The 17,290-nt window shown below is 59.4% G+C and carries 15 protein-coding genes; 7 read left to right on the top strand and 8 right to left on the bottom strand.

Going from position 1 to position 17,290, the window contains the following annotated elements; translation table 11 throughout:
• Positions 1-192: 192 nt before the first annotated feature.
• On the top strand, positions 193-597 hold the full coding sequence (locus tag TM1040_RS01815) for a YbaY family lipoprotein (RefSeq protein ID WP_049763174.1): 405 nt from the start codon (positions 193-195) through the stop codon (positions 595-597).
• 155 nt (positions 598-752) lie between these two features.
• Here the strand turns inward: TM1040_RS01815 and TM1040_RS01820 are convergent, their stop codons facing one another.
• From TM1040_RS01820 to TM1040_RS01835, 4 genes are all read right to left on the bottom strand, one after another.
• Entirely contained in the window at positions 753-1,670 is a 918-nt protein-coding gene (locus tag TM1040_RS01820) for a DMT family transporter (RefSeq protein ID WP_011536897.1), read from the bottom strand.
• A 72-nt stretch (positions 1,671-1,742) separates the two neighbouring features.
• Positions 1,743-1,964 carry a tautomerase family protein gene (locus tag TM1040_RS01825; RefSeq protein ID WP_011536898.1) on the bottom strand — a complete coding sequence of 74 codons (222 nt, stop codon included), beginning with the start codon at positions 1,962-1,964 and terminating at the stop codon, positions 1,743-1,745.
• A gap of 4 nt (positions 1,965-1,968) precedes the next feature.
• Positions 1,969-2,349, bottom strand: coding sequence for a nuclear transport factor 2 family protein (locus TM1040_RS01830; protein WP_011536899.1), 381 nt, complete (start codon positions 2,347-2,349; stop codon positions 1,969-1,971).
• A gap of 374 nt (positions 2,350-2,723) precedes the next feature.
• On the bottom strand, positions 2,724-3,614 hold the full coding sequence (locus tag TM1040_RS01835; protein ID WP_011536900.1) for a LysR family transcriptional regulator: 891 nt from the start codon (positions 3,612-3,614) through the stop codon (positions 2,724-2,726).
• 188 nt (positions 3,615-3,802) lie between these two features.
• Here TM1040_RS01835 and TM1040_RS01840 point away from each other — a divergent pair, with 188 nt between their 5' ends.
• On the top strand, positions 3,803-4,381 hold the full coding sequence (locus TM1040_RS01840) for a flavodoxin family protein (protein ID WP_011536901.1): 579 nt from the start codon (positions 3,803-3,805) through the stop codon (positions 4,379-4,381).
• A 445-nt stretch (positions 4,382-4,826) separates the two neighbouring features.
• On the opposite strand, the gene TM1040_RS01845 is transcribed toward TM1040_RS01840, so the two are convergent.
• Complete coding sequence (locus TM1040_RS01845; protein ID WP_011536902.1) at positions 4,827-10,514, bottom strand: choice-of-anchor D domain-containing protein; 5,688 nt, start codon at positions 10,512-10,514, stop codon at positions 4,827-4,829.
• A 544-nt stretch (positions 10,515-11,058) separates the two neighbouring features.
• Between TM1040_RS01845 and TM1040_RS01850 the strand changes: the two genes are divergently transcribed.
• From TM1040_RS01850 to TM1040_RS01870, 5 genes are all read left to right on the top strand, one after another.
• Entirely contained in the window at positions 11,059-11,565 is a 507-nt protein-coding gene (locus TM1040_RS01850) for a phage tail protein (RefSeq protein ID WP_011536903.1), read from the top strand.
• A gap of 17 nt (positions 11,566-11,582) precedes the next feature.
• Positions 11,583-12,101 (top strand): phage tail protein, encoded by a 519-nt coding sequence (locus TM1040_RS01855; protein WP_011536904.1) that lies wholly within the window; start codon positions 11,583-11,585, stop codon positions 12,099-12,101.
• A gap of 9 nt (positions 12,102-12,110) precedes the next feature.
• Complete coding sequence (locus TM1040_RS01860; RefSeq protein ID WP_011536905.1) at positions 12,111-12,638, top strand: phage tail protein; 528 nt, start codon at positions 12,111-12,113, stop codon at positions 12,636-12,638.
• Positions 12,639-12,707: 69 nt separating this feature from the next.
• Positions 12,708-13,925 carry a hypothetical protein gene (locus tag TM1040_RS01865; protein WP_011536906.1) on the top strand — a complete coding sequence of 406 codons (1,218 nt, stop codon included), beginning with the start codon at positions 12,708-12,710 and terminating at the stop codon, positions 13,923-13,925.
• Positions 13,922-14,503: a GNAT family N-acetyltransferase gene (locus TM1040_RS01870; RefSeq protein WP_011536907.1), complete on the top strand. Its 582-nt coding sequence runs from the start codon at positions 13,922-13,924 to the stop codon at positions 14,501-14,503. Before TM1040_RS01865 ends, TM1040_RS01870 begins: the two co-directional genes overlap by 4 nt.
• Here TM1040_RS01870 and TM1040_RS01875 read toward each other — a convergent pair.
• The 3 genes from TM1040_RS01875 to TM1040_RS01885 form a co-directional block, all read right to left on the bottom strand.
• Positions 14,479-14,772 carry a DUF6916 family protein gene (locus tag TM1040_RS01875; protein ID WP_011536908.1) on the bottom strand — a complete coding sequence of 98 codons (294 nt, stop codon included), beginning with the start codon at positions 14,770-14,772 and terminating at the stop codon, positions 14,479-14,481. The genes TM1040_RS01870 and TM1040_RS01875 overlap by 25 nt on opposite strands.
• A gap of 301 nt (positions 14,773-15,073) precedes the next feature.
• Positions 15,074-15,967, bottom strand: coding sequence for a hypothetical protein (locus tag TM1040_RS01880; protein WP_011536909.1), 894 nt, complete (start codon positions 15,965-15,967; stop codon positions 15,074-15,076).
• A 236-nt stretch (positions 15,968-16,203) separates the two neighbouring features.
• Positions 16,204-17,175 carry a GlxA family transcriptional regulator gene (locus TM1040_RS01885; RefSeq protein ID WP_011536910.1) on the bottom strand — a complete coding sequence of 324 codons (972 nt, stop codon included), beginning with the start codon at positions 17,173-17,175 and terminating at the stop codon, positions 16,204-16,206.
• Positions 17,176-17,290: the final 115 nt, after the last annotated feature.

Genomic DNA, 17,290 nt, shown 5'->3' on the forward strand with positions numbered 1-17,290 from the left:
GCCCAAAGAGCTCTTGGCACACAAAACTATCAGTCTGGTTTTTTGAATGAGGAGATTTCGCCGACCACCGTGTCAGAGCCCAGACCCTCTCACGTTCGGCAAACCGGCTGCGCCACAGCCCCTGAGGCCCACAGATTGACGGGTTTCAACGCAGCCCACAGATATTGCATGCAGAAGAAATGGAACAGCCACATGAAACACATATTGCTCGCCGTGCTGGCGTCGATTTTCCTGGTATTTGCACCGGGCAAGATCATGGCCGATAGCGCGGAAATTGAGATCACCGCAGGCTACAGAGAGCGTATCGCGCTGCCGCCGGATGCCATTCTGGAGGTTGAGCTACTGGATGTATCACGAGCCGATGCGCCCTCGATCCGGCTTTCTTCGCAGCGTTTCAAGATGGATCGCGTGCCGCTCTCGGTCACGCTGCACTATGATGCAGACATCATTGATGCGCGGATGAGCTATACGATCTCGGCGCGTATCCTGTCGGGCGACACCGTCTTGTTTCGCACGACATCGGCCTACCCGGTCCTCACGCGCGACTTTCCTGCACAGGCCGAACTTGTGCTGCACAAGATGCCCCGGACCCCCTGAGGCATTTTCCCTCAGGGCCAGCTCCCGCGTGTTTGGGTGAGTTGTTCCTAGTCGTGAGAACGCCTTCATCGAAGAACTGGCGGCAGGCACGACCCGAGCGCATTTGCTGCTGTGGCCTTCGGCGCGCGTGATCCCGTCGAGGGCTCCGACCTGTATCAGGTGGTCTTTGGTCCCAAATTCCAGATGACAAGCCCCGCCACCACCAACACCAGCGCGAGGAGGTCCGAGGGCTGTGGAACCTGGCCCAGCACCGGGATCGCTAATAGGGTCGCAACACCGGGGGTGAGGGCCGACAGAACAGAGGCCCGCCCACCAATTAGCCGGAGCGCGCGGCTGAAGGCATACATGGAAATCAATCCCGAGATAGTGCCCTGAAAAACAGCCTGAAAGGCAATGTCGACCCAATGCGCCGCACCAATATTGGAGAGATCCAAAGCGATCCAGAGCGGCAACAGCCAGACCGCTGACACCGCGCCTACGATGGCCGTCGCGAGGACAGCGGGGATCTCATAGGCGCGGAGCGTCACGGTGAAGCACGCCCAACAAAGCGCTCCCAACAAAAAGAGCAAATGCCCGGTCCCCATGCCCTGCGCCGGCAGCGGCCGCCCTGCCCCAATGAGGATCGTGGTTGCCCCGGCAAGAACAAGCATCAGGGCAAGGGCCGTTCGTTTGCGAAGACGCTGTCCCAAAAACACATAGGCCAGGACCGCGGCAAAAACCGGCATGAGGCCGGGAACCATCGCCCCTGCATGGGTGACGGGCGCATAGCCCAGGCCATGGCCAACCAGAAGCGTAAAAGGCGCCCCGTAAGCCGATAGGATCAAACCGCGTTTCACGCCCAATTGCACAATCTGATCCCGGCTGCGCCAAAGCAATGGAGCCAAAAGCACCGCAGGGATCACCGCGCGAAAGGCCGCAAGATCCACCACCGATAGCGCGGTCGTGCGACCCGATGAGGTCAGCACCAGCCAACTTGCCCAAATCAAGACAGCAAGCGACATCCAGGCACAACCCGCAAGCGTCGCGCGCCCCATCGGCTGCAGCCTTGATATGATCCGACGTAACTTTGACATGCGGCCTGCCCTTCTGGCCGGCGCGCAAGAAGGGCGCCGACACATGTGGAGATCAGTTTGGTGGCGAAAAGGTCAGCCCTGTTCAGCGCGAATGGTACTGACCTGCCGACCCTCCAATCCCCAGTTTTCAAGCGGCACCTCGTCGATGACAACAAACGTAGTGGCCGGGTTCTTGCCAAGAACACTAGCAAGAAGATCCGTCACGCCCGCAACCAGTTTTTGCTTTTCCTCGGTCGAGGGCCCGGTCCCATTGGGGCCGCCCTCTTGGGTCACCTTGATATTCACATAGGGCATTGTCTCAATCCCTTCTTTCCACAAATGAGAAGACTTTGGTGAGGACGCGCCAGCCTTGATCGCTGTGGATGATCGTCAGCAAATCCTGGTAATTGCGGCCCATCATCGTCATCCGCGCCTCGATGATGCCGATGCGCGCGCCTTTGAAGGTGATCCGTTCGATCACCTCCTCTCGGGCGTCACCACGGGAGGCAGGCGGCGTGCGCGCATCGATCCGCGCCATATAGGCTTCGAGCCCCATGTGCTCGTAGGTGCCCTCAGTTGCGTTCACATAGGCAAGATCAGGGTGGAAAACAGTGCGCAAGACGTCACTGTCGGAGTGGTAAAGCCCTTCAAAATAGCGCGTCATGAGGTCTTGGACTTCGGCATCAGGGGAGTTGCTCATCCTGCGACACCTCGCTGATCTGACAGGGGTGGCGAAACGACAGAGTCCTTGAGGCGGGCTTTTGGATCTGCGCTGGCGCGGCCTTGATCCAGGCATTTGGAGTTGAGTGTCATGAGATGCTCCGTATTGGCGTCTCTCCCGATCTAACGAGGGAGACCGCCTGAAGATAACATCGAGTTTTCACACTCATGATCTGATTTTTGGATCAACTGAATGCGCATCCGACCCTTACAGGTGCAAAACTGCCCTGCGCGGGAAGGAGGGCCAAAACGCTCGAGCAGGCTGATCGCCCGCGTGCCGTTGCGTTGCAGTAAGGTCGCTCGCGGCGCACAGGAATGATCCAGTTCTACCACAATCTCCCGTGCCGCGCGGGTTTAGCCGTCTTGGATACCCCCGCGTCCAAGATCGTCCCAGATCCGCGACATGACTTTACCCATGGGGCGGTCCCGGCGCCTGATGGCGAAGATCTCCGTGTGGCGCGGGGGATAGCCCTCGATCGCGAGGGGCACCAACGCGCCCGTCTTGAGTTCATCGCGGATCAGATGCTCTGGTATTCCGCCCCATCCAAGGCCCGCCTTGATGATCGAGATCTTGGCTTGGAAATCCGAAACCGTCCAGCGCTGCCCCCCCGAAAGCAGATCGCGGCTTTGGTCATACTCCTTGCCCCCCGTCCCCGAGACGACAACCTGCGTGTAGCTTTGCATCTCGCGGCGCGATTTGACGCGCGCAGGGTCTGCTGCGGGAAACGCCGGACTGGCCACGGGACGGATGGTGATGGTTCCAACCGGTCGCGTTTCGACCTCATCGATTGGCACGTCGTCCAGCCCGGCAATAATCAGATCGGCCTCACCACTCATGAGACGCGCCAGCGGGCCACCCATCATCTCGGTTACCAGCTTGATATGTGTGGCAGGAAAGGCGCGCCCCACCTCCCCCAAAAGGGTCAGGATCGGATCAAGCGACATCGTTGCAGTGATCACAATCGAGACCAGAGGCTCCTGCTCGCTGCGCAGCCCCGCCGCCACGGTCTTCAGACCGTTGACCTGTTCCAGAACCCGCGTCACCTCGCGATAAAAGACCTCGCCCTCCGGGGACAATCTGGGCCGATAAGTGTCCCGCGAGAAGAGGTCGAACCCCAGTTCATCCTCAAGTTTCTTGATTTGATGGCTCACGGCGGATTGCGCCTTGTTCAGCCGATCCGCCGCCGCCCGGAAAGTTCCGGAAGCCACAATCGCGTCGAGGGCAATGAGCTGATCCAATGTCATGGGGCACCTATATGATCTTATTTTTCGATCATAATCATGAGAACTCAATATTATCAATCGTTGATCTCCAGCGACATAAGCATGGAGGACATCCCAATGAGGAACGGGGTCAGCTCCGTTGCCAGACGTGATGTCGCATGCAGGGCACCCCGGCCAGCCAGCTCGGCCCACCCTAGAAGGAGAAAACAATGGTGAAGATAGCTATCGTCTACCACAGCGGCTATGGCCACACGGCAGTACAGGCCAAAGCGGTATACCGAGGCGCCAATGAGGTTGCCGGCGCAGAGGTCTCTCTGATCCCGGTCGAAGACTATGCGCAAAACTGGGAGATTATTGACGCCGCCGATGCGATCGTCTTTGGCTCCCCCACGTATTTTGGCAGCGCGTCTGCCCAGTTCAAATCGTTTCTGGATGAGACATCTGGCCGCTGGCTCGAAGGGCGCTGGGTCAACAAGCTGGCAGCGGGGTTCACAAATTCGGCGGGGATGAGCGGCGACAAGCTGGCAACGCTCCAGCAGATCAACCATTTTGCCATGCAACATGGCATGATCTGGGTCGGACTTGGCTTGCCGCCTGGAAACAACACCAGCACGGGCTCGCCCGAGGATCTCAATCGTCTTGGTGGGTTCATGGGCGCGATGTCGCAAGCGGATGCGGATGTCGGACCCGAAGTGGCGCCTGCGGGTTCGGACCTGAGGACCGCAGAATACCTGGGCCGCCGGGTCGCCGAAACCGCGCTTCGCTGGCAGGCAGGCGCTGCGACCTGAAGCCGCGTCCCGCAGCCCCCACATACCGCTTCGTTCTGTCACAACAAAACAGCCAACAGGCACCTGCCGAGGCCCAGAGGTTCGGGCCTCGGCGTTCGCTTGAAAGGACCCCGCGCAATGACCTCATCCGTCATCACCTTATGCCTGGTATTTGGCTCCGGGGTTCTCGCATTCAGGACCTTCGCAGCGCAAAGCGATGTGCAAACGAAACGCGAGACCAATTGCCGCCGCGCCAAGGCACGGCACGCAACGGATAGTCTGCTGCGCCGCGCGGGCCGGTTGGGATAGCAGCACGGCCCTCAGTCGCCGATGACGCCTCGCTCGGGGCCGCATTGAAATGCACCCGTGGGCCGGATCGCGGGCGCAGTTCATCTGCAGCCAAAATCATCCCCCATGCGTGCCCCTGGATAGGCCTCCGCAGGCAATCTCTGCCAGGATGGGGCCTTCAGAACGGGATCAGGACACTCAGGCTCGCACCATAGGATTCAAAGTCGGACGTTCCAATCCCGTCATAAAACCCCTCGACGGCAACTTTGATCCCGCGATCAGGCACAAGGAAAGTGGCACCCGCTTCGAGCCGCCCCCGCAGATCCGACTGAGAAGAGGCCAGTGTCGCATCTGTCGGTGTCGCCCCCTGCAGCTTGTTGAAATCATAGATGCCGGAAAAAGACACATAGGGCGAAAATTGCGTGCCCTCCTGCAAATACATCTCCCATGAAATCTTTGGACCGAACTCGAACCGACCAAGTTCGAAGTCCTGCGAGGGGATCACCCGGCCGAGCGTATCGGTATAGCTTTCCTGCTTCTCATAGTAGTAGGTCAGCCGCGCAAACGGGCTGATCGTGGTGCGCGCATTCAGTTTGAAATCGCCCGTCAAACCACCTTGCAACAAGAAACGTTCAGTATCGAAATCGTCTTCGAACAAACCAAGCGCGTTGACCGTGTTGGAAGATCGACCATAGGTGGCCGCAACATCGAGATAGAGGTTCTGATCGAGGCGCACCACCACATAGGGCCCGACCATCCAGCCGGTACCGCTGGCCGACGTCCCGGCCGCGACATTGTCCTCATCGGCAATGTCCAACTGCCCCATGACCCCGAGCAGGACCTGATCCGACCAGCGGTAGTCTGCACCCGCAAAGAACAGGCCTGACCGGCTCTCGAAGTTGCCACTCTCCGTGATGGCGTAGGTCCCCTCGGCCCAAAAATCCCAGCCTGATGAGATTACGGGTGTCACCACGGGCGCTGCTTGCGCCGGGTCGGTTCCGCGAAAACGCAGCGCATAGGCCTGACTGGCCATCGCACGGTCTGCTGCGGAGTCTGCGCCGGGCCCGGCGCTCGCATCCGCATGGCGCAGCGTCTCGCGCCAACGCGCGCCGTCATTGCGCCGACGAGCCTCCTCCAGCAACGCGCGCAGACTAAAGCTGAAGTTCGCGGATCGACCACCCGATGTGGCCCGCAGATCAAACCCGTTGCGCCCTTGTTGGCCCGCCAGCGCACCTTGCCTGAGCCGCGATACCAGATCGGGCTGATTGGACACGATGGCATTGGCGCGATTGGAAACAAAGGCCGCTATCACCTCTTGGGTTTTCTGAATATCCGCTTCTGAATCGCGATCATTGGTCAACGCAAAGGTGACACTGGCGAGGCCCGTCGCGCTGGCCGTGACATCATAAGATTGAAGTGTCGATCCCCCGGCATAGCTGGAGGGCGTTCCATTGGCGGTCATGGCAGAGGTGCTCGCCGTCCCATCAGAGCCGGTGGTCACCGTCTCTGTATGGGTGCCCGTACTGGCAAAAACCACCGAAGCGCCGCTTGCAGGGGCGGCAAACGTCACATCGACCCCCGCCACTCCTGTACCAGTGCTGTCTGTGACCAAAACCACGAGTGGCGCAGGAAACTGCGCGCCCACTTCAGAGACCTGACCCGATCCGGATTGAGCTGCGAGCGCGCTCGCGACGCTCTGGGCTGTGCCACTGACAACGATGTCAAACGGGTCTTCATCCGCGTCATCCGATCCCAGGCTCAGGTCGAACCCATACGCACCACCTGCGGTGGCCGTATAGTCAACCCGCAATGTGGTTGTCCCACCGCCACTGGCCACAGTTGTTGATGCAAGACTGAGACGATCCACCGTCACGTTGCTTTGGTTGCGGATGTTGCTGGCCACCGACGGCGCATCCAGGGTCAAGACATCGGTGCCGCTGTTGGTGATGGTATAGGTGACGGACGCCGTGACGCCGGGCGTCGCGACCGTGGCGATACTATCGGTGTCACCATCGCTCAACGCACCGCTTGCCGAGGAAGACACCTCGATTTCGGGGAGGCCGCTTGCAGAACCCGCGACCGTAATATTGAACAGGCTTTCATCTGCATCGTCATTGGCGACCTGCAGATCAAAACGATAGGCCCCGCTGACCTGCGGCGTGTACGAGATCTCCAGCGTTGTGGTGCCGCCCCCGCCGGCCACAGTGTTGGACGCAAGAGTCAAACTGTTCACCACGACATTGGTTTCATTTGAGATATTTCCAGCAACCGTCGGCGTCGTGATATTGAGCGTGCCGGAGCCAGAGTTGGTGAACGTATAGATTATCACCGTCGGCGAACCCGCACTTGGGGTGCCGGGAATTGTATCGGTGTCGCCATCCTCAAGACTGCCGCCGGTCGCTGAGCCAACGCCGATTTCCGCGCTCCCATCTGCCGTGCCGCTTACGGTGAGATCATAGGTGCCCTCGTCGGCGTCGTCGCTGCTCACATCGAGTTCAAAGGAAAACGCCCCCGCCGCAGTGGGCGTATAGGCCACCGTAAAGGTGGTGCTGGCGCTGGCTGCAAGGCTGCTGGAGCCGGGCGCAGAGATACTGTCCACGCTCACGTTGCTCGCCGCCGCACTGCTGGGCGTGCCGCTCAGGGTGAGCGTCGCAGTGCCGGTGTTCTCTACCGTGTAGGTCAGCACCTGCTGCACCCCCACCGCAACATTGCCCTGCGCATCGGTGTCACCATCCGCCAGAGACGTTGCCGCCGGGCGCTGGAGATCGATCTCTGGCGAGGCCACCGTCAGCGAGGCCGAGGCGCTGCCGGAATTGCCAAGGCTCGAGGTCAGATCGCCGCTGGTGTTGCTGTAGCTGCCGTCCGTTCCAGCGGTCACATCCGCCTGCACCGTGCAGCTGGCGCCCGCGCCCACCGTGCCACCGGTATAGGAGAGCGTGCCGCTGCCAGCCACCGCCGTCAGCGTGCCACCGGTACAGGAGGTCGCGGCATTGGGCGTTGCGGCGACCTCAACCCCCGCAGGCAGACTATTGCTGAAGTCGAGTGACGTTGCCGCCGTGGCATTGGCGCTGTTGTCGATGGTAAAGGTCACCGTCGCCGTCCCATCCGCAAGGATCGTCCCCGGCGCAATCGCCTGGCTGAACCCAGGCGCCGCCGTCGCCGTGCCGCTTACGGTGAGATCATAGGTGCCCTCGTCGGCGTCGTCGCTGCTCACATCGAGCTCAAAGGAAAACGCCCCTGCCGCGGTCGGCGTATAGGCCACCGTAAAGGTGGTGCTGGCGCTGGCCGCAAGGCTGCTGGAGCCGGGTGCAGAGATACTGTCCACGCTCACATTGCTCGCCGCCGCACTGCTGGGCGTGCCGCTCAGGGTGAGCGTCGCATTGCCGGTGTTCTCTACCGTGTAGGTCAGCACCTGCTGCACCCCCACCGCAACATTGCCCTGCGCATCGGTGTCACCATCCGCCAGAGACGTTGCCGCCGGGCGCTGGAGATCGATCTCTGGCGAGGCCACCGTCAGCGAGGCCGAGGCGCTGCCGGAATTGCCAAGGCTCGAGGTCAGATCGCCGCTGGTGTTGCTGTAGCTGCCGTCCGTTCCAGCGGTCACATCCGCCTGCACCGTGCAGCTGGCGCCCGCGCCCACCGTGCCACCGGTATAGGAGAGCGTGCCGCTGCCAGCCACCGCCGTCAGCGTGCCACCGGTACAGGAGGTCGCGGCATTGGGCGTTGCGGCGACCTCAACCCCCGCAGGCAGACTATTGCTGAAGTCGAGTGACGTTGCCGCCGTGGCATTGGCGCTGTTGTCGATGGTAAAGGTCACCGTCGCCGTCCCATCCGCAAGGATCGTCCCCGGCGCAATCGCCTGGCTGAACCCAGGCGCCGCCGTCGCCGTGCCGCTTACGGTGAGATCATAGGTGCCCTCGTCGGCGTCGTCGCTGCTCACATCGAGCTCAAAGGAAAACGCCCCTGCCGCGGTCGGCGTATAGGCCACCGTAAAGGTGGTGCTGGCGCTGGCCGCAAGGCTGCTGGAGCCGGGTGCAGAGATACTGTCCACGCTCACATTGCTCGCCGCCGAACTGCTGGGCGTGCCGCTCAGGGTGAGCGTCGCATTGCCGGTGTTCTCTACCGTGTAGGTCAGCACCTGCTGCACCCCCACCGCAACATTGCCCTGCGCATCGGTGTCACCATCCGCCAGAGACGTTGCCGCCGGGCGCTGGAGATCGATCTCTGGCGAGGCCACCGTCAGCGAGGCCGAGGCGCTGCCGGAATTGCCAAGGCTCGAGGTCAGATCGCCGCTGGTGTTGCTGTAGCTGCCGTCCGTTCCAGCGGTCACATCCGCCTGCACCGTGCAGCTGGCGCCCGCGCCCACCGTGCCACCGGTATAGGAGAGCGTGCCGCTGCCAGCCACCGCCGTCAGCGTGCCACCGGTACAGGTGGTCGACGCATTGGGCGTTGCGGCGACCTCAACCCCTGCGGGCAGACTATTGCTAAAGTCGAGCGACGTTGCCGCCGTGGCATTAGCGCTGTTGTCAATGGTAAAGGTCACCGTCGCCGTCCCATCCGCAAGGATCGTCCCCGGTGCAATCGCCTGGCTGAACCCAGGCGCCGCCGTCGCCGTGCCGCTTACGGTGAAATTGAAGGGGTCTTCGTCTGCATCGCTGTTCACAAATGACAGATCAAAAGAGAAGGCCCCCGCCGCGCTGGGCGTATATTGCACGGTGAACTGTGTCGTGCCGCCGCCTGCGGAAACCGTTGTGCTGCCCGGCGCGCCAATCGAATTCACGGTAACATTGCTGGCGCTTGACGAGGAGGCCGTCGCAACACTGAGGTCCGCCGTACCCGAGTTCGTGATCGTGTAGATGAGAGCCTGAGCGCTTCCGGAGGCTACTGTGCCCTGCGCATCGCTACCTCCATCCGCAACCGTATTAGTTGTTGAAGAGGTCAGATCGCTGATCTCGGCTTCGGCATTGATTGTGCCGGAGATGGTGACATTGAAGGTGGTTTCATCGGTTCCATCATCCGCATCGTTGGTTGTGAAACTGAACGGAACAGAGAAACTGGCACCATCCGTGGTGGAGCTTGGGGTAAATGTGATGCTGATGGCATCGGTCTCTGTCCCGCCTGAAGCCACGGATGCCGCATCTATTGAGGTCGCCCCAAATGAAGCATTCGTCGGGGTGCCCTGTGTCAACCCAGACAGAGATAGCGTGCCCGAACCACTGTTGCTGACATCGTAGGTGATGGTCGTCGGGGTACCGCTGTCGATTGCAGCTGCAATCGTGTCGGTTCCACCATCCGCAACCGTGTTGCCCGTGGAGGAAACGAGATCGTCAATCTCAGCCGGAGAACTCAGAGATCCGCCGCCGCCTGAGGCGGTGTAGGTAAAGGTGAATGGCGATCCCCCGTGGGTGCCGCTCACCGTGCAGCCCGCCGCACAATCGATCCCGGACAAGCTGCCGCCATCCGCATCGAGCGTGCCTTGAGGGCTGCCGTTATTGACGCTGAATATCAGATCACGGAGATCATTTGCCGAAGGGTCAAAGATGAAAAAGTTGGTGCTCGATCCTCCAGCAATCTGAATTTGTATCAGGTCGTCAGACAATGCCGACACGGCCGCGCCGCTTTGCAAGGTGCACTCATCCACAGTGAGATTCATTGTCAGCGGGTCACCGCCAGAGGTATTGGCTGGGCAACTCGTAAACGACGCTTGTGCCGCCTGTGGGGCTACAAAAAGCGAGACCATGATAAAGAAGAATACGCCACTGAGGCGTTTAACAATCGGCCCCCGCCCAGTTTTGTACCCTGAAACCGGAGGTGTCATGGCGCAACGTTTGTCGCGCACCACACATTCGCACAAAAACTCAATCATGAATACTTCACTTTCAAACCGCCAACAACGCCCCAAAAGACGGAGCGCACACCTTGGCACAACCATAGCTATATTTTAAAAAACTCCAAAACAATTATGATTTGGACGATTGCGCACACAATGACGCGCTCCGCTTATCAAGAAAAATCAATCATGGGGAGTATTTAGGAATACTTGCACCTTTTCCAAGGAAACGTATCAGCACCCGGTGCGAGACGGTCCGATCGAAAAACGCGCCGCGGCCTCCTCACGCTTAGGCCCTGACCCTCAAGTGATAGCCAAGCCTGCATAGATAAAAGTCAACGTACCTGAGCTCAGTGAAGGGCGTACGACGTCCCTGCATGCGAGGCGCTCGTGGCACCACACTGACAAGGCCTGATGCAACCTAAAAAATATTTTGATTGCCACAATGCTGTTCATATGTGACGCTCGAAGAATCAAAGATGCGCACTTTATTATACTACCTATAGAATATTGCCGCCAAATACACATCGGGCACTGTCCGGTTGTGAATACGTGAAACGCGCATTTTCCGGGGGAGATTATGTCAGAACCTTTTCTCGCTGAGATCCGCATTGTCGGGTTCAATTTTGCGCCTCGGGGCTGGGCGTTCTGCGATGGGCAGATCCTGCCGATCAATCAGAACCAATCGCTCTATTCTTTGCTCGGCACGACCTATGGCGGTGATGGGCGCACCTCTTTTGCGCTGCCCGACCTGCGCGGTCGCACCCCCTTGCACAGGGGGCCGGGACATTCACTTGGTCAAAAAAGTGGTGCTGAAACCGTCACACTCGGTATTGGTGAAATGCCGGCGCACACGCACGCCGCGCATGCCTCTTCACAAGTCGGCAACAGCCGCACGCCCGCAAGCCACCTGCTGGCTGCAGAAATATCTCCTGATGCGGCCTATCATGCCCCGACCCCGGGAACTTTGGTGGGCATCCGTGCCATAACCAATGCTGGCGGCTCTCAGGCACATGAGAACATGCAGCCCTATATCGCCGTAAACTTCTGCATCGCCCTTCAAGGGCTGTTTCCGTCGCGCAACTGATCACGAAAGGACACAGGATGTCGGAACCTTTTGTAGGCGAAATCCGTATGTTTGCGGGTAACTTCGCTCCTCGCGGCTGGGCCTTCTGCGATGGTCAGCTGCTCGCGGTGTCGCAAAACGATGCACTGTTTTCCCTTTTTGGCACGATCTATGGCGGCGACGGCCGCACGACATTTGGCCTCCCGGATATGCGCGGACGATTGCCGCTTCATGCGGGGGCCGGCCCCGGCCTAAGCCCGCGCAGACTGGGCGCGCGCGGAGGTGCAGAAAAGGTCACCCTGACCGTCAACCAGATGCCCAGCCATACACATCCCCTGCAGGCCTCGACAGAACTCGCACAAGACCAAGACCCTGGAGGCAGGGTGCTGGCAGCGGGGTCCGGGATCAACCACTACACGCCATCGTCACCAACCTCGCCTATGGCGTCGAATATGGTGACGCATACGGGTGGTTCGCGGTCACACACCAATCTGATGCCATTCCTCTGCGTCAATTTCATCGTGGCGCTGTTCGGCATCTATCCGAGCCGACATTAGGAGGCGTATATGTCTGAACCTTTCATCGCTGAGATACGGATCTTTGCCGGGAATTTTGCGCCGCGCAGCTGGGCTTTTTGTGACGGCCAGCTTTTGCCGGTCTCTCAGAACACAGCGCTGTTTTCCTTGATCGGCACCACCTATGGCGGCGATGGTCGCACGACAACTGCGCTGCCCAATCTGCAGGGACGCGCACCGATGCACCCGGGGCGCGGTCCCGGCCTCACCGACCGCCGCCTCGGCCAGCGTGGCGGCAGTGAAAACGTGACCTTGAGCGAAGCGCAACTGCCCAACCACACCCATTCAGGCATCGCCAGCCTGGACACGTCGAGCACTGGCACTCCAAGCGATACAACCACGCTTGGCGATACCGGCTTTGACAACCTTTACCAGACGGCGACCGGGACCAATCTGGTCGACCTTGCCCCAGAGGCCCTGCCCAACACGGGTGGCGGCGCGGCGCACCAGAACATGCAGCCTTATCTTACCTTGAATTTCATTATCGCGCTTCAGGGCCTTTACCCGTCACGCAGTTAACCTTTGCCTCGGCGTCATCGCCCGCCCCCAGATCCGCCTATCGGCCCGCATATCGGAAGGACATTCGACATGTCAGTTGAAGACGCCACCCATGAGGACTTTTCAGGAAACCTGCTGACAGATCCCAGTTACTTTCGGATCTTCTTCACTGCCCTCACCTCGGAGGGCAGCTTGGGCTACAACGACCAGACGATCGAAAATGGCAGTTTTTCTGCGAGCTTCACGCCTCTAACGCAGACCACCTATGAGCCCTCCCTTCTCAATGCCTCTGTTACACAAGGCGGCTATGTTTCGGTGTTGGCCGTGGATGCAAGCACGGGCCATGTGACCTACATTCGCGAACGCCGCGATGAGACAGGCAGCCGTTTTGCCGCGCCGCAGGATCTGGGCAAACCAGACAATGTGGCCAATTTGGGTGAAACCCTGCTGCTCAACGGGCTGAATGGTCGCCCGAATGTATTCTTGATCAGCGCAGATCCCACCGGTGAGATCTGGTGGAAGTACGAAAATCCCAATACCGTGGTTGAAGAGACCATCACCGTGGTGCCGCCGGGAACCGATACCCCAATCGAAGTGACAGTTCTCGTCGAAGTTCCGCCTGCGCAACCCTGGTCAGACTGGCAACAACTGCCGGGCGCGTTGAGCAGCCTCACCGCCACACAAAACGCGGATGGTCGCATTCTGCTTGCAGGGATCAACTCCGACGGCATCCCATACATGAACCTACAGTCCAGTGATCGGCCCTTTTTGCCAGAGGGCTGGGATGGCTGGGAGGAGATTTCCGACGGGCTAACCGGCTTTGAGCAATTGGTGTGCGGTCTCGACATGAATGCGCTGGTTCACATCTTTGCGCGGATCGGCGACAAGATCTACATGAAGGCCCAGCAACAGGTCAGCGCCAGCAGCTTTGGAGCCTGGGTTTTGTTTGGCACCTTCCCGTCTTCTGTACACTCAATGGCCCTGTCCAGCGCATGCAATGACGGGCTGTATCTTGTGGCTCAGTTGAGCACCGGAACGAACTGCCCGCTCTACGCCAAGTATCAAACCGGCCCCACCTCGGAAAACTGGTCCACATGGGATGTCATTGGCCATGTGGCGCAAGATTGCGATCTGGTTCTGCAGCCCAATGCAAACGCAATGCTGAGCCTGTTTTCATGCGACCCCAACGGTGACGCGGCCTATCTCAACCAGCAGACCCTTGATCATTGGGCGGCCGTCTGGACCGCTCTGGGGTCCGGCTATGCCACGATTGCAACCACGCAGGACATCACACCGAACCCCGAATGACGCTGCCCGAAGCCCCCCCGACATCCTTTGAGATCCGTCCCCCATCTGGGGCGGAGGCACCACTCGCCCGCCGCGCCGCTACTCTGGGCGCGCGCTATCGGTGGATCACGCCCAAGGATCAAGCGTTTCTGGTCGCGCTCTATCGATCGACGCGCGAGGTCGAACTTGATCGAACCCCTTGGCAGGAAACCGAGAAACAAGCCTTCATCACCATGCAGTTCATGGCCCAGCATGCGCATTACCAGGCACATTATCCTGATGCGCTATGGCTCGTGATTGAGCAGTACAACAAAGCCGTGGGGCGTCTTTATCTTGAGCGCTGGGAGCGCGAGCACCGCATCATCGACATCGCCCTTTTACCCCAGACGCGCGGCCAAGGGCTTGGGAGCGCAATTCTCGGCGACCTCCTCGAGGAGGCCACTCGTGCGCAAAAGTCCGTGAGCATCCACGTCGAAAAGGCCAATCCGGCCCAGACCCTCTATCGCCGGCTTGGTTTCATTACAAAAGAGGACAAAGGCGTTTACGACCTGATGCGCTGGGATCTTCCGGCAGATCAGGTAAATACGGCTTCGTACTGAATGCCTGCGTCCTTTTCGGCGACGGGTACAAGGAATACTTCCTGCTCGCCAAATTCCTCTTCAGAGAGGCTGTAAATGGCCTGCTCCAGAAACGGCGATTTGGGCCCTTGCCACAGCGTAGAGAACGCCCCACCCTCCCGCTCACCGGATCCCATCACCTTCACTTCGATCAGCGACAGGTACACGTCTTCAGGCTCGGATCGTACAGCGAAGGTCCGGTTCAGCAATGCTTCGAAATCCGCAGAGGTAAGCGTGCGCAGAGTGGACATGGGTTCTCCTGTGCAAATGCATCAATAAGGCGCCACGAATGCGCAACTTATACGAGGGTAAACCGATGCTCCCGCAACCGTAAAGTCTGTTTTGGCATCTGCCGAACAGTTCCGCACCCGCAGACACTCGGAATAGATACAGGCCTACAGTTTCCCGGATCACGACGGCCTGCTGGCACATGAGACCAATCGGGATCAGGCGCGATAGCCAGGCCAACATGCCCGCGCATAGCGATATCCGGCGATGCACGAACAGGCCGCTTCGCCTATGAGCGGCTTTGACATTTCAACGCATCTCCAACTAGACAAATTCGTAGTCGTCCGCCTCGCTAAACTCTTCGGCTGTGGCTTCTGCCTCTGGGTCCATATCGATGGAGAGCGCCGCCAAAAGGTCGGCCCCGTCTGTGCCGCTCTCGGCCTCATACGCGTCAAGCGCAGCATAGTAGGCGTCAAGCACCTCTTCAGTGCTTTGGAAACCGGCCTCGGGGGCGTCAAACCGGAACACCTCCTGCAGCGTGCCATTTTCATCCGTCTCGTAAAAGGCAACGCCCTCTAGCAGATCTACATCGCCCCAAACCGTGTCCGAGGCATAGTAAGAAAGGTAGTTTTCAAAGGTTGGCTCCGTGCCTTCAGGCAGAGCGGTCACACCATAGGGGTTAGGATCGGGTTCCTGATCAAGGATCCAAGTGCCGCTCAGCGGCTCGCCTGTTTCAGAGAACTCCCACCCGAAGAAAACCTTCTCATAAGTTGGCTCCACAGGATCTACGGGCTCTTCGGGATCATCGGAGACCGCCTTGATAGAGCCATCTTCCGTAGTGGTCGATGTGGCGCGGATGCCAAAAATGTCGACCTCATCAAGGGACTCGGCCCCCAATTCGACGGTCAGCGTATCGCCTTCATGAAGATAGGTTTCCTTTTCATCCCCCTCTGCCCCCAGACCAGGATCGCTCAACGCGACGGCATCGTCCCATTGGATCTTTTCACCCTCAAGGCTGGTTCCGTTGAGGTTGAGCGGCCCACTCAGGTTTTCGCTGGTGCCCGAAAATTCATCATCGCCATAATAGAGCGCGTTCACATCCATGCTGCCCTCGGTCAGAGTGATGTCAGCGAGGATTTTGCCATCTTCTTCGTAGAGCGAAACCGTGTAGGACAACCCTTCGACTTCGTAGGTAAATATTTTTGCATAATCAGGCACTTGGTTCTCCTTTTCGGGACGCGCGCGGCACTGGTCAGATCAGACTCTCCAGAGGAGAAGCTTCATGAATGTTGCCATTTCAAGGTACCAAAATTGACACAAAATTGCCTTGATTTGTTGGGAAACAATAGCACCCTATTGTTGACCCACCTCTTGGAATGTTGGGATCAACCAGTGGCGCTCCAGATGTCGCGCCCCATCGGTCGACCGCGCGCCCGGTACCTTGGGCATTCTTCTTATCTTGCGGACTTCACCCAGGGCCTTTCCTGAGTACGCGTGTCGCGAAGGGTGCGCCCGTAGAGACCTACAAAGGAGCGGCCAAGCGACGAAGCGGAAGAGAACCCGCAACGATGGGCAATTTGCTCAAGGCTCAGATGTGTTTCCTCCGAGAGATAGCGTGCATGCTGCAGCCGCAGTATTTTGTAATACTTACCGGGCGTCATACCCAATTCACGCTGAAACGCGCGTGCAAGCGTGCGCTCAGAGAGCGAGACTTGCTTGGCCAATTCAGCCGTACTGAGCGGTGACTCAATGCGCTCTGCCATCAGGTTCACCGCCTCGAGCACCTTTGGTGAGCCTCTCTGCTCCAACCGCGCAGCGCCCCGGTTCAGCTCCGACTGGCGCGAGGGATCATAGACAAACATCGTCGATGCCCCAAAGGCCGCGGCGGAGCCATAAAGCTCCTGAATGAGGCTAAGCATCATGTCGAGCGCCGTGCTGGCGCCACCACAGGTGAGGAACGCACCAGAGCGTACAAACCGGGCGGTGGATACTTCGGTCTTGGGGAAGGTCTCGCTGAACGCCTCCAACTCTTGCCAGTGGATCGTCGCGGCCTGGCCCTCCAAAACGCCCGCCGCCGCCAGCAGCCAGGCGGCCGTGTCCAGCGCCAGCACCCGCTCGGCCTGACGGGTGGCGGTCCTGAGTTTGGCCAAGAGCGTCGGCGTCACCTGATCCCGCACATGGTACCCCGCAACCAGCACCAGAGTGCGGTTGGTCTCACCCTCGTCAAAGCTTCCATCGGGGGTGATCTGCAATCCGCTGGAGCTGCGGACCGGCGCGCCGTCCAGCGTGGTGACGCGCCAACCGGAAACCTCTTGGCCTGAGTTCATCCGCACATCGCGCAGGGGTTCCATGGCGCTCGCCAGCACCATGTTGGAGAACCCCTCAAACAGCAGAAATTCAAAAATAGGCGGCGATTTTGGCGGCATCTGCGTAGTTTCTGTCCAAAACTGTATAAACGTTACGTCACTTGATGCGTTACGCAGTCTGCAAGTCAAGTCGTTTGGCCCAATCCGAACCGCTCGCAGGCACCCGCTCTCTAGA

The sequence above is a fragment of the Ruegeria sp. TM1040 genome (assembly GCF_000014065.1).
Lineage (GTDB): Bacteria > Pseudomonadota > Alphaproteobacteria > Rhodobacterales > Rhodobacteraceae > Epibacterium.

What these genes read in the sequence shown, in the direction of transcription:
- TM1040_RS01815 (WP_049763174.1), top strand. Translation starts at nt 193, where the DNA reads ATGAAACACATATTGCTCGCCGTGCTGGCGTCGATTTTCCTGGTATTT.
- TM1040_RS01820 (WP_011536897.1), bottom strand. Translation starts at nt 1,670, where the DNA reads ATGTCAAAGTTACGTCGGATCATATCAAGGCTGCAGCCGATGGGGCGC.
- TM1040_RS01825 (WP_011536898.1), bottom strand. Translation starts at nt 1,964, where the DNA reads ATGCCCTATGTGAATATCAAGGTGACCCAAGAGGGCGGCCCCAATGGG.
- TM1040_RS01830 (WP_011536899.1), bottom strand. Translation starts at nt 2,349, where the DNA reads ATGAGCAACTCCCCTGATGCCGAAGTCCAAGACCTCATGACGCGCTAT.
- TM1040_RS01835 (WP_011536900.1), bottom strand. Translation starts at nt 3,614, where the DNA reads ATGACATTGGATCAGCTCATTGCCCTCGACGCGATTGTGGCTTCCGGA.
- TM1040_RS01840 (WP_011536901.1), top strand. Translation starts at nt 3,803, where the DNA reads ATGGTGAAGATAGCTATCGTCTACCACAGCGGCTATGGCCACACGGCA.
- TM1040_RS01845 (WP_011536902.1), bottom strand. Translation starts at nt 10,514, where the DNA reads ATGATTGAGTTTTTGTGCGAATGTGTGGTGCGCGACAAACGTTGCGCC.
- TM1040_RS01850 (WP_011536903.1), top strand. Translation starts at nt 11,059, where the DNA reads ATGTCAGAACCTTTTCTCGCTGAGATCCGCATTGTCGGGTTCAATTTT.
- TM1040_RS01855 (WP_011536904.1), top strand. Translation starts at nt 11,583, where the DNA reads ATGTCGGAACCTTTTGTAGGCGAAATCCGTATGTTTGCGGGTAACTTC.
- TM1040_RS01860 (WP_011536905.1), top strand. Translation starts at nt 12,111, where the DNA reads ATGTCTGAACCTTTCATCGCTGAGATACGGATCTTTGCCGGGAATTTT.
- TM1040_RS01865 (WP_011536906.1), top strand. Translation starts at nt 12,708, where the DNA reads ATGTCAGTTGAAGACGCCACCCATGAGGACTTTTCAGGAAACCTGCTG.
- TM1040_RS01870 (WP_011536907.1), top strand. Translation starts at nt 13,922, where the DNA reads ATGACGCTGCCCGAAGCCCCCCCGACATCCTTTGAGATCCGTCCCCCA.
- TM1040_RS01875 (WP_011536908.1), bottom strand. Translation starts at nt 14,772, where the DNA reads ATGTCCACTCTGCGCACGCTTACCTCTGCGGATTTCGAAGCATTGCTG.
- TM1040_RS01885 (WP_011536910.1), bottom strand. Translation starts at nt 17,175, where the DNA reads ATGCCGCCAAAATCGCCGCCTATTTTTGAATTTCTGCTGTTTGAGGGG.